Source organism: Acinetobacter sp. 766875 (genome assembly GCF_000582055.1).
In the GTDB taxonomy this organism is placed as follows: Bacteria; Pseudomonadota; Gammaproteobacteria; order Pseudomonadales; family Moraxellaceae; genus Acinetobacter; species Acinetobacter nosocomialis.
Window position 1 is genome coordinate 80,674 of record NZ_JEXX01000012.1, and the last position, 11,888, is coordinate 92,561.

11 protein-coding genes are annotated in these 11,888 nt (G+C 36.7%); 6 read left to right on the plus strand and 5 right to left on the minus strand.

The window, feature by feature from the left end:
• Nucleotides 1-80: 80 nt before the first annotated feature.
• The 3 genes from sodC to J576_RS11850 all read right to left on the minus strand — a co-directional run bounded on the left by sodC (nt 81) and on the right by J576_RS11850 (nt 2,661).
• Complete coding sequence (gene sodC, locus J576_RS11840; RefSeq protein ID WP_002048807.1) at nt 81-656, minus strand: superoxide dismutase family protein; 576 nt, start codon at nt 654-656, stop codon at nt 81-83.
• Nucleotides 657-772: 116 nt separating this feature from the next.
• Nucleotides 773-1,891, minus strand: a complete 1,119-nt coding sequence (locus J576_RS11845; RefSeq protein WP_002048810.1) for an AI-2E family transporter — start codon at nt 1,889-1,891, stop codon at nt 773-775.
• A 125-nt stretch (nt 1,892-2,016) separates the two neighbouring features.
• Nucleotides 2,017-2,661, minus strand: coding sequence for a ParA family protein (locus J576_RS11850; protein ID WP_002048798.1), 645 nt, complete (start codon nt 2,659-2,661; stop codon nt 2,017-2,019).
• Nucleotides 2,662-2,819: 158 nt separating this feature from the next.
• On the opposite strand from J576_RS11850, the gene J576_RS11855 reads away from it, so the two are divergent.
• Nucleotides 2,820-3,287 (plus strand): Holliday junction resolvase-like protein, encoded by a 468-nt coding sequence (locus tag J576_RS11855; protein WP_002048811.1) that lies wholly within the window; start codon nt 2,820-2,822, stop codon nt 3,285-3,287.
• Nucleotides 3,288-3,426: 139 nt separating this feature from the next.
• Entirely contained in the window at nt 3,427-3,999 is a 573-nt protein-coding gene (locus tag J576_RS11860) for a hypothetical protein (protein ID WP_002048809.1), read from the plus strand.
• 48 nt (nt 4,000-4,047) lie between these two features.
• Here the strand turns inward: J576_RS11860 and J576_RS11865 are convergent, their stop codons facing one another.
• Together J576_RS11865 and J576_RS11870 are read right to left on the minus strand one after the other, a co-directional pair.
• On the minus strand, nt 4,048-4,581 hold the full coding sequence (locus J576_RS11865) for a hypothetical protein (protein WP_002048806.1): 534 nt from the start codon (nt 4,579-4,581) through the stop codon (nt 4,048-4,050).
• 15 nt (nt 4,582-4,596) lie between these two features.
• On the minus strand, nt 4,597-5,391 hold the full coding sequence (locus J576_RS11870; protein WP_002048800.1) for a class I SAM-dependent methyltransferase: 795 nt from the start codon (nt 5,389-5,391) through the stop codon (nt 4,597-4,599).
• 127 nt (nt 5,392-5,518) lie between these two features.
• Between J576_RS11870 and J576_RS11875 the strand changes: the two genes are divergently transcribed.
• The 4 genes from J576_RS11875 to J576_RS11890 all read left to right on the plus strand — a co-directional run.
• Nucleotides 5,519-6,796 carry a hypothetical protein gene (locus J576_RS11875; protein ID WP_002048803.1) on the plus strand — a complete coding sequence of 426 codons (1,278 nt, stop codon included), beginning with the start codon at nt 5,519-5,521 and terminating at the stop codon, nt 6,794-6,796.
• A gap of 414 nt (nt 6,797-7,210) precedes the next feature.
• Nucleotides 7,211-8,644, plus strand: a complete 1,434-nt coding sequence (locus J576_RS11880) for an amino acid permease (RefSeq protein WP_002048805.1) — start codon at nt 7,211-7,213, stop codon at nt 8,642-8,644.
• Between the two features lie 1,039 nt (nt 8,645-9,683).
• Nucleotides 9,684-10,955 carry a Glu/Leu/Phe/Val family dehydrogenase gene (locus tag J576_RS11885; protein WP_002048804.1) on the plus strand — a complete coding sequence of 424 codons (1,272 nt, stop codon included), beginning with the start codon at nt 9,684-9,686 and terminating at the stop codon, nt 10,953-10,955.
• Nucleotides 10,956-11,093: 138 nt separating this feature from the next.
• The coding region (locus J576_RS11890) for an aminotransferase class III-fold pyridoxal phosphate-dependent enzyme (protein WP_033855605.1) at nt 11,094-11,888 on the plus strand (795 nt) is incomplete at its 3' end.

Here is an 11,888-nt window from a genome sequence, read left to right on the forward strand (position 1 = left end):
ATTAATTTGTCTAAACTGCTTAATAAAATAACAAAATTGTGGATATCTTTTTAGATACCCACAATTTAAAAAATAACAAATTATTGAATTACGCCACAGGCAATTCGTGCTCCGCCACCGCCTAAAGGTAGAGGAGAATCTGAATAGTTATCACCGCCCGCATGAATCATGATTGCGCGACCTTGAATGTCAGCAAGTTTTAAACGTGGCGCAATAACAGCGGTGGTAGCAACACCGGTGCTGTCGACGACTAATGCTGGTAAGTCGCCCAAGTGCCCGTTAGTTGGCGTACCATGATGTGGTGCTTGATTAGGATTATAATGACTACCTGCAGCTAAAGCAGCACCTGGTTTTCCATCTTTAACAGCAGGAGCACACGATGCATTTTCATGAATATGGAAACCACGAGTACCGCTTGGTAAATCTGCTAAAGCAGGGGTAATAATTAAGCCTTTATCACTGTCTTGAAAGCTAATCGTCCCTATTTTTTTACCAATCCCATTAGCTGTGACTTCATTTACATCGACTACTTTTTTGGTATGCATTGTCGTTAATGCATGAGTCGTATCAGATACTGTTTTGCTTACCGTACTACAACCAACTGTTAATAAAGCTGTTAGTGCACATACTGCACTCATTTTATTTAATACTGGCATTATTAGATGTCCTTATAGATATAAATCTGATTTTTTTATTCAAGCAAAGGCCTGTAAACCCTACAAGTTAATTTAAATAGTCACTTTGTATCCTGAAACATTTTTAAATCATTGGCTTAATTTTTAGATGGTGGTAAATCATCATCCGAATCATAAATCATGGTCGTTTTAGGCATGGGTTCAGGATCAATCGTTTCATGAAGCCATTCACGCCAAATCGCTAATAAAACAGCTAAAATAACAGGGCCAATAAATAAACCGACTAAACCAAAACTCGCAATACCACCCAGTACACCAAACATAATCAGTAAAAACGGAATTTGAGTTGCACCAGAAATTACAAGTGGGCGAATCACATTGTCTGAGCTACTTACAATCAGAACACCCCATAAAACCACGCCAATGGCTTCCATGGTTTGCCCTTGTGAAAACAGCCATAGACCAACACCTAAATAGGAAACAGGGGTACCGAAGGGAATGAGTGCTAATAAGAACGTCGCAATCGTGAGCACCATTGGATTGGGTACACCAGCGACGAAATAGCTTAATCCAGCAAGGACTGCTTGAGCAATTGCAGTTAAACCGACACCATAGACAACGGCACGGGTTGTTTCTGAAATTGTATCTAGATAATGGTGAATACGTAGGCCAATCACCATTTCTAAGGCTTTACTCACTTGAGTTAAGATCGTGTGACCGTCACGGTAAAAGAAGAAAAGACTTAAAATTGCAAAACCAAGTTTGACGAGATTTTTACTAATTTCATTGATTAAAACTCGCCCATAACTTAAATGGCTTTGTATCCAAGCTGCAATACTCTGAATCGTACTATTTGGGTCGGTGTTTATATCATTTAGTGTTCTGGTTATTTCTTTGCCAATAAAAGGAAGATTTTTAATGAAATCAGGTACGCTTAAATGACCAGAAAAAACCTGACGCTGTAAATCAAGATAGAGATTGCGGCCTTCATGTTGCAAAATAAAAATAGCGCAGATTAGGGGTACACCAACAACTAAAATAACAAAGCTAATCATGACTGTGGCATTTAAATTATTACGGTTTTCGCCAAAAAAACGCTGAATTCTTAAATAAATTGGCCAAGTCATGTAGGCGATAATCGCAGCCCAAACTACAGGTACAATAAAGTACTTCAGGATGTTAAATCCTAAAAATAACAGGATGAAAAACAGCCCAAACAATAAAACGCGCTGTAAAGTAGGAGCGTATGGATGCACGAACAAAAATTCTCTAATTATTTAAATAGAATGGGGTCATATTAACTGAAAAATGACCTGAGGCAAATTTTAGGCAGAAATGCTGATCTATACATTCCTGCTCAATAAAAATGAAAAAGTTATTTTTAAAACCACTCGGACTTATCTTCGATTAGTTTATTTAAAAGTGGCTGCCACTGGCTTTGAATTGCAATAAAGTTTTTTTGTGGTTTATCAAACACACTCAAACCTTGCATTGCTAAACTGCCATAAGCACTACGCTCTGCAATCCATGCAATCGGTTCATGTTCGATTTTTTCAAAAAATTGCTGAATATCTTTTGAGCTAGCACTATTCGGTTTAACACGATTTGCAAGCAGTAAAATTTGTACTTTTCCTTTGCGAATACGTTTAATATCCTGCAAATGCTTGAGAAAACGACGTGTACTGTCGATATCAAAAAATGAAGGTTGAAGTGGTGTAATAATGGCATGAGCTTCGCTGACTAATTGTTCAGCATGGTCGCCTGAAAGAGCGCCGGGTGCATCAATAATTAAATAATCTAAATTTTTAGGTGCATCACCAATAGATTTTTCTTGGCGCCAATCAAGGCTTTGAATTGCAGCTACATTTTCTGGACGTTGCTTTAACCATTGTAAGGAAGATTTTTGGTTATCAGAATCCGCTAAAGCTACTTTATATCCTTTTTGTGCCAAAGCTGTTGCCAAAGTAATGGCTGTCATGGTTTTTCCGCATCCACCTTTTTGATTTGCAATAAGTATCGTTTTCATAAATTCAGTTATATTCAGCAGCACACTTGTTCTGCTTATACCTTAGCATCTTTTTATGAGAAGTAGATGACTGCCTTTGACAAAAGTTTAAGCTAGTTCGTAATTTTAGTTATGATTGCTCATCTACCGTGATGATATGTATTTATTAAGGAAAATTTATGTCCGTATGGCTGGCCATGCTTATAGGTGCTGGTATTGGTATTATTATCACAACGCTTATTTTATCAAATACCCGTAATGGTCGAATCAAGGCTGAATACGAGCAATATATTGCGGAGTTAGAGCTTGAGCATCAACAGGCGCTTGCCCAGGCACAAAAGCGGAGTGTGAATACAAGCCGCGCTGTATTAAAAGGTAAAATGGCAGAACAATTTGCTCCGATTTTACCTGAGTTTCAATACTTACCAAGTGATGCCAAATTTCTGGGTGACCCGGTTGATTACGTTATTTTTGATGGCTATACCGATTTTAGAGATGGAGATGGAACTGCCGAGGATATCCAGATTATCTTGCTTGATATTAAAAGTGGGGGAGCTCGTTTAACCAAAGGACAGCAAGCAATTGCTCAAGCAATAAAAGAAGGAAAGGTACGTTTTGAAACGTTGCGAATTGATTTTGAAGATTAACAATCAATTTAATTAGGCACAAAAATAGACGAAATTGATCTGTATTGTTACTAAATACTGATATTTTTTTCATCGCTTAGAGCTACTATAAATTAGAGATCTGCTGCATTTGATCTAGTAATATTTGAGGTATAAAGCGATGAAAAAACAACATGTAATGCTAGGCTTATTGGCCTCTTTATGTATCAGCTCAGCTTTTGCTTCGACGGCCTCTACTTCTGGTGAATATAATATTGCAAATGGTTTGTTACCGATAGAAAAAGATCAATCAATTTCTGTGTTACAGCCATTTCAAGGCAATTTTAGAATTTTAGGTTCAAAAATTTATAAAAATGATGAACAAGCTAAGTTCTCACCGATTGATTATGCGGTAAGTTGGGGGCTATTTGCTCAACCAGATATTGCTCGTACCATTTCAGTTAAACAGTATGACCGCTATTTGAACTGGAAAATGAGTAAGCTTCCTGTACCTGCTGAGCAAGCGATGCAAATGGTGTCTAATATGCACATCATTCCTGCGAGTCCTCAAATTGCTCAACAAATTAAACAAGTTAAACGCGGTGACTTGCTATACCTCAAAGGTGAATTAGTCGAAATTAAAGATAAAAATTTAGTTTGGCGGTCATCTTTAACCTCAAGTGATACAGGTGATGGTGCTTGTGAGTTATTCCGTGTTCAATCGATTCATTGGGTTGAAAAACAAAATATATAAATTAAAAAGCCTTCTTGTTCAGAAGGCTTTTTATTGCACACTATAAAATTAATGCTGCTGTGAAGCTTTCCAGTATTTCAACTGGTTCTGAGCTTGTAAGTAGTCAGCAAGTTGATTGACTTGTTCATCTTTATTGGCCTGTTTATCACTGATATGTTTTTCTTGATTTTCCCAATATTGATAAAGTAAGCCTTGAATATAACGACCTTGTTCAGTTTTTAAGTCGAGGTCTTTTAACATAGTTAATGCTGAACGTACATTATCAAGTGTACGTTTCTGTTCAAACTCTGTGGTAAGTGTACCTGCTGCATGCATTTTTTCTAGCTCAGTTTCCATTTCATCGCTCATTTCAGTAAAGCGACGGTCATAGTCTTCTAATAAAGCAATGTCATGCGCATCGTCAGCAGTGGCTGCGAACTTTTTAACAGGTCTTTCATTGAGCTTTTCCATCACCTGATCGGTAGATGAATTTGTCTGATGTTGTTCGGTCTTTGCTGGTTCATCTGCTTTTTTACAAGCAGTCAATAATAGGCTAGAGCTGAGCAAAGACATTAAAATGATATGAGGCGTTTTTTTAAACATAGCTTTCAACCGAACCTATTCTCTATGATTTGACGACGTACTTTTCTGAAAGTGATATGCATATGTGACATATGGAAAATCAATCTGATCTTGTGGGCCTAGCCCTGTAAAATCATAAACAATTTTTTCAAATTGAGCTTTGAGCTGTAATTGATCTTTTTCGGTCATTGCTGCAATAAAACTTGTAGAGAGTAATCTTTTACTCACCACTTGTTCGACAGTACCATGCTGTGATTGCGAAAAAGTTTCTAAGCTTTCAAAACTAAATAAATTTTGATTTTCAAAAACCTTTTTCCAGTTTTCACTATGGTAACGCGGTGTATCACCTTCAAGGGGTAGCAAAAAATCTGCTAAGGCTTTTACCCAGTTCGTACGTTCATCACGCTGGTTCCACACGAGTCCCAAATGTCCTTGCGGTTTTAATATTCGATGGATTTCAGTCAGTGTTTCCATGTTGTCAAACCAATGGAAAGATTGAGCGCAAATGACTGCATCAATTTGTTGATCATCTAGCGGAATAGCGTGGCTAAACGCCTGTAAAGTTTTAATATCAGTATAGGCTTGCTGAAGCTGTTGTAACATCTCGCCAATTGGCTCTACTGCAAGAATATTGGCATGGGTTTGTTTTAAGTAGGGTAAGAATTTGCCAGTACCTGAGCCAAGATCAATAACAGTAGAATTTTCATGTATTTGGAGGCGTTCTTGCAGCCAACTGACTATTTCTGCTGGATAATTCGGTCTAACTTGCTGATAAAGCTCCGCAGCGGAACTGAAGCCTTTTTGAGCGGCAGGATGTAAGGATTGTGTCATATTTTGCGCTTTTTAATCTGACTGGCATCTATAAAATAAGATACTCCGCAATCATAAATTGGCAAAACACCTATTTTGTTTCATTTTTGACGATGTATGTGGGAGTAAATTTTCTTTCGGTGTGAGCATGGATAAGCAAATTATTTTTGAAGACGAACACATTAGAGCCATTTTTTTACAAGGCGATTCTAATACATTAGTTCTCTCTTTTGGCGATTTGATTACCCGAGCGAGTGGCTTATCTATCAATGCTGAAAAGTCTCTAATAAAGTACCAATACAATGTTATTGGGATTATGCCAAAACAAAAATCATGGTTCCCAAAAGCCAGTATGGTTGAAATGGCCAAAGCCATTTTGCCTATTCTTCAGCGTTTTAAAAATATTGTAGCTTATGGCGGCTCAATGGGCGGCTATGCAGCAATCAAGTATTCGAACCTTTTAAATATGAATCGAATCGTTGCATTTGTTCCTCAATATTCAATTGACCCTGACCAGGTTGAAGACCGCCGCTATGCTGAATTCTTTGATGCTGTTGCAAATAAAGATATGCAAATTCAGTTGCAAGATGTAGATGCAAGTCGTGAATATATTATTGTTTATGACCCTTACTTTGCTGTCGATCGCGAACATTACTTAAAAATAAAAGAGCTATTGCCAAGTTTACATACGGTTCATTTACCTTTTACAGGGCATGAAGCTTTATCAGTATTGGCAAGCTCAAGTCTGTTACATGATTTTATTGAGCATGAATTTGATGAAACGTATTTCTATCAACATGTACGTAAAATCAAAAAACAAAGTAAATTCTATTACCGTAATGTACTTGCGAATGTGCTGACATACCATGACAGCATGTTATTAAAAATTTTACGTCAAAATGATTTTCAATTAGATGAACGTTATTTAGATAACCCGCTCAAGCAAGCGATTACACGTAGTCTTTTAAAAACAAAGCAGGCAACTGAGCACGATTTTCAAAAGCTTGGAATTAAAATTCAGTACATTCAGCAAGCTGCAACTTATAAAAAAGGTTTGCAGACTCACTCTGATACAGTCTTGGTATTCAATTTAATTAATTTAAAGCTTGAAGCTTATGCTATAGATGTTGTGCTAGCAAACACATCGTATCTGATCCCGATTGTGACAGAGCAGACTGGAGTTGCACATATTGAATTAAATAATGAAATTTATTTGTTAGGTATGAATGACCGAAAAATTATTAAATTATTCAAACAAGGTGATGCATTAAGCTCGGATATGAGTCCGTTTGTCATTAAACAATATGCTGATTTTTTTGCATTGAGCTACAAGCAATTTAATTTAGATTGTGATGAACAAGGCGTTTGTGACTACATTGAAGGTTCAGTTCAACCATCGCAACAATTTGTACTGACCAGTTATTAATTTTAATTTACTGATTAAATAAAGCCCAAATCTTCAAATTTGGGCTTTATTTTTTGCTCAAAAAATATTTTTTTATTAATTTATTTGTATATAAAATCAAAAGTCATTATTTAAATAAATAATGCGATTAATTTTTAAATAAAGATAGGGCTAAAAGTAGCCATGATAAATTAAGCGAAAAATTATTATATTTAAAAATTAATGGTTTTTAGTTTTATATAAATTAAAGAAATATTGTTGGGTTATTTAAAATACAATGATTGCTTTGGAGTCTATTAATTAATTGTTTTTTATTGCAATTTTATTTGTGTTGAGAAGGTGTGCTTAAAATAGCTTCACTATTCAAAGATAATTGCATATTTATTTTTTTCTCCTAAAATGATTTTTTACTAAATTGTCGTTACAGTTTTTTATATGCAATCATTAAATTATCGGAATAATGATGCATCGCAACATGGAAGTTCTGCACCTTTGAAACGAGCAATGAGTACTCGACATTTGGTGATGATCTCCCTTGGCGGTGCCATAGGTACAGGTCTTTTTTTAGGGTCTGGCGACGTAATTGCTCAAGCTGGCCCAATTGGCGCAATTATCTCTTATTTCTTGGGCGGTTTGATTGCCTATACCGTTATGCTCTGTCTTGGTGAGCTAGCGGTTCATGTGCCTGAATCGGGCTCTTTCGGTGAATACGCACGACGCTATATTGGTCCGGGCACAGGTTATATGATTACCTGGCTATATTGGTTGACTTGGACTGCCACTTTAGGAACTGAATTTACTGCCGCAGCTTTGCTGGTTAAGGAATGGTTTCCATCTACTTCTGTTTGGGCGTGGACTTTGTTTTTTGGTGGACTCGTCTTTTTCCTTAATATTAGTTCAACGCGTTTATTTGCTGAATCTGAGTTCTGGCTTGCTCTGATTAAAGTTATAACAATTATTGTATTTATTACTTTGGGTTTATTGGCAATTTTTGGTTTTATTCCTTATCACGGACATGAAACAGCGCCGTTATTCAGCAATTTAACGGCTCAAGGTTGGTTCCCGCACGGTTTATTCCCAATTTTCACAACCATGCTCATTGTAAACTTTGCCTTCTCTGGTACTGAGCTTATTGGAGTTGCTGCAGGTGAGGCAGAGGAACCGGCAAAGACTGTACCTAAGGCAATTAATGCAGCGATTTGGCGTTTGCTCATATTCTTTGTGGGGACAATTGTTGTCATTTGTTCTTTGCTTCCATTTCATCTTGCGGGTCTTAATGCAAATGATGTGAGCAGTAGTCCATTTGTGACAGTATTTAATTATATTGGTATTCCGTATGCAGAAGACATTATCCGCTTCGTAATTATTACGGCGCTGCTTTCAGCTGCGAATTCTGGTTTATTTGCTGCATCACGAATGATGTGGTCGCTTTCAGCAAAAAATCAATTACCTAAAATTTTCTCTAAACTTACACCATCTGGTACACCTATTGTTGCCATTATTGTGACGATGTTTGGTGCTATTCCTGGGTTGCTTTCAGAACAGTTTGCACCAGAAACAATTTTCAAAAATTTGTTAGGTGTTGCTGCCTTTACAATGGTTGTTGTTTGGATTGCCATTTGTATTTCACAATTTAACTTCCGTAGACAATGGTATAAGTCAGGAAAAACAGCAAAAGATTTACGATTCGCTGCGCCGCTTTTCCCTCTTACTCCAATTGTAGGTGGGCTATTTTGTATAGTTACTTGTATCAGTATGGTGTTTGATCCATCTATGCAGGTTGGATTTATCTGCTGTATTATCTTTATCTTGCTGTGTTATATCAGCTATTTTGTCTTTTATCATAAGAAAGAGAGTGCTCTAAACTAAGCCTATTTATTGCTTAATTTGGTTGATAAGAGGTCCCTCATGGGACCTTTTTTTTTATGTCTATAAATTGTGCATAGAAGAGTACTTTTATATATTTTTTTTAAAAATGTTTTTTTTATTTTAATAATAAATTCAAATAATGATTCATAAATTAACCATTTATCGGAATGTTATTAATAGCTAATTATTATAAGTCTTTAAATAAGTATATGTTTAACATGATTATTTAAGGGCTGTGTAATTTTTATATTTCTATTTTTTATTTTAAATAAGACTGTACAAAAAAATATTATGAAATTTTCTAAAAAATTTGAAGGATTTTTGAAATTTTTTTTAATTAAGTTATTGTTATTAAATGTTAATTTTTTAACCATTTTTAATTTTAATATTTTTTAAATTTCCATAAAATAAAATTATTATGGCTGAGGCTTTTTTTAGGCTTTGTTACTTTTTTATTATAAAATTTCGGGGAAATTGATTATTTTTTCTCTGCTTGTTTATTTTAAAATGTTCTAAATTATCTTGCTCTGTGCTATATTTACTTAAAGATTTTATGTCTATATGAAAGCGCGATTAATCAGCTTGAGTAGTGATGTGAAGCTTGCAGTATTATTGAACAATTTTTATTTAAAAAGACTAATGGAGGGATCTATCGATTAGTCAAAAATAATTTCATGGACTTATGGTTTTTTTGTTTTATGAACCCTAGTTCTTTTTAACTCCCAAACGGTTATGTCACCTCTTTTGCACTTATTTCCAATCGACTTGTTTGAGTTGATTGCGGTGGAACTTTTGCTTTTATAAAGACATTTTTTATAAACAGCAGATGAGGCAAGAGAAAGATTGTAAAAGATATCGATATATAAAAGTAAATCTTACTTTTGATATCACAAGATGGAATTTAAAAGGTCTGAAGCTTTAGAAGAGCGGAAGATTTTATAAATAAATCAAAACATTGTTATTGCAAGGTTTTGGTTGCTGAATAATAAAGACTACGGATTTATCACATCTGAGTCTATGTAGGTATATAGGAAAAAAGATGTCAGATCTTTCATACGTAAACGAACATAGCGATGCATGGCAAACTTACTTGGCACAAATTGACCGTGTAGCGCCATATCTAGAACACTTAGCTGATTATATCGATACTTTAAAGCGCCCTAAGCGTGCTCTTATTGTTGATGTACCAATCGTAATGGATGACGGTTCAATCCAGCACTTTGAAGGCTACCGTGTACAACACAACTTGTCTCGCGGTCCTGGTAAAGGTGGTGTTCGTTACCATCCAAATGTTGATTTAAATGAAGTGATGGCGTTGTCTGCATGGATGACAATTAAAACTGCTGTTTTGAACTTGCCATTTGGTGGTGCAAAAGGTGGTATCCGTGTTGACCCACGTAAATTATCTACGCGTGAATTAGAGCGTTTAACTCGCCGTTATACGACTGAAATTGGTCACATTATCGGACCTCAAAAAGACATTCCTGCTCCAGACGTTGGTACAAATGCCAATATCATGGGTTGGATGATGGATACTTATTCTACTAGCCAAGGTCACACAGTGACTGGTGTTGTAACTGGTAAACCAGTTCACTTAGGCGGTTCTTTAGGACGTGTTAAAGCGACTGGTCGTGGTGTATTCGTTACTGGCCGTGAAGTTGCTGCAAAAATCAACTTACCAATTGAAGGCGCGAAAGTTGCTGTACAAGGCTTTGGTAACGTAGGTAGTGAAGCTGCTTTCTTATTTGTTGAATCAAAAGCAAAAATCACTCACGTTCAAGACCACACTGGCACAATTTTCAATGCTGACGGTATTGATCTTGTTGCATTACGTGAGCACGTAAACGCAAACCAAGGTGTTGGCGGTTTTGCTGGTGCGCAATCAATTGCAGATGAAGATTTCTGGACTGCTGAAGTAGACATCATTATTCCTGCTGCATTAGAAGGCCAAATCACAGTTGAGCGTGCTGAAAAACTTAAAGCTAAGTTGATTTTAGAAGGCGCGAACGGCCCGACTTATCCTAAAGCTGAAGATGTATTGGTTGAGCGTGGCATTGTTGTTGTTCCTGACGTTGTATGTAACGCCGGCGGTGTAACTGTAAGTTACTTCGAATGGGTTCAAGACATGGCGAGCTATTTCTGGAGCGAAGAAGAAATCAACGAACGTTTAGACAAGTTGATGGTTCAAGCAATGGATGACGTTTGGAATACAGCGAATAAGAATGCTTGTACTTTACGTACAGCAGCTTACATCTTGGCTTGTGAGCGTATCTTAAAGGCTCGTAAAGAACGCGGGATTTTCCCAGGCTAATCTGAGGAAATTACCTTTTAGGAAAAGTGGGCTGAGCAAATATAAAGGATGTATAGGGTTATTTGTTCAGTCCCTTTTTCTAAATGAATTAAAGACAGTAAGACAGATTAAATAAATTAAATAGATACTGAGGTAAGCATGGAACAGCCAATTTCTGTAACTCGAAGCAACTTTAATGACTGGATGGTTCCAGTATTTGCACCGGCAAATTTCATTCCGGTACGTGGTGAAGGTTCACGTATCTGGGATCAAGAAAATAAAGAATATATCGATTTTGCAGGCGGGATTGCAGTAAATGCATTAGGTCATGCGCATCCAGTGGCAGTTAATGCGTTAACAGAACAAGCAAAAAAACTTTGGCATGTCGGCAATGGTTATACCAATGAACCCGTACTGCGTCTTGCTAAACAACTCACTGAAAATACATTTGCAGACAAAGTATTCTTCTGTAACTCAGGTGCAGAAGCAAATGAAGCAGCATTAAAGCTTGCTCGTAAAGTTGGACTCGACAGTGGTGTCTCAGGTAAAAGCGGTATTGTGGCATTTAACAATGCGTTTCACGGCCGTACTTTATTTACCGTTTCGGCTGGTGGTCAGCCAAAATATTCACAAGACTTTGCACCACTTCCAAACGGCATTAGCCATGTTGCTTATAATGATTTAGAAGCGGCTAAAGCAGTTATTAATGAGCAAACCTGTGCAGTAATTGTAGAGCCTGTACAAGGTGAGGGTGGGGTAATTCCTGCTGATATCGAATTTTTAAAAGGTTTACGTGAACTGTGTGATCAGTTCGGTGCCTTACTTATTTTTGATGAAGTGCAAACAGGTGTCGGTCGTACAGGTTCACTTTATGCTTACATGAACTACGGTGTTACACCGGATGTGCTTACTACTGCAAAAGCATTGGGCGGTGGTTTCCCTGTCGGTGCAATG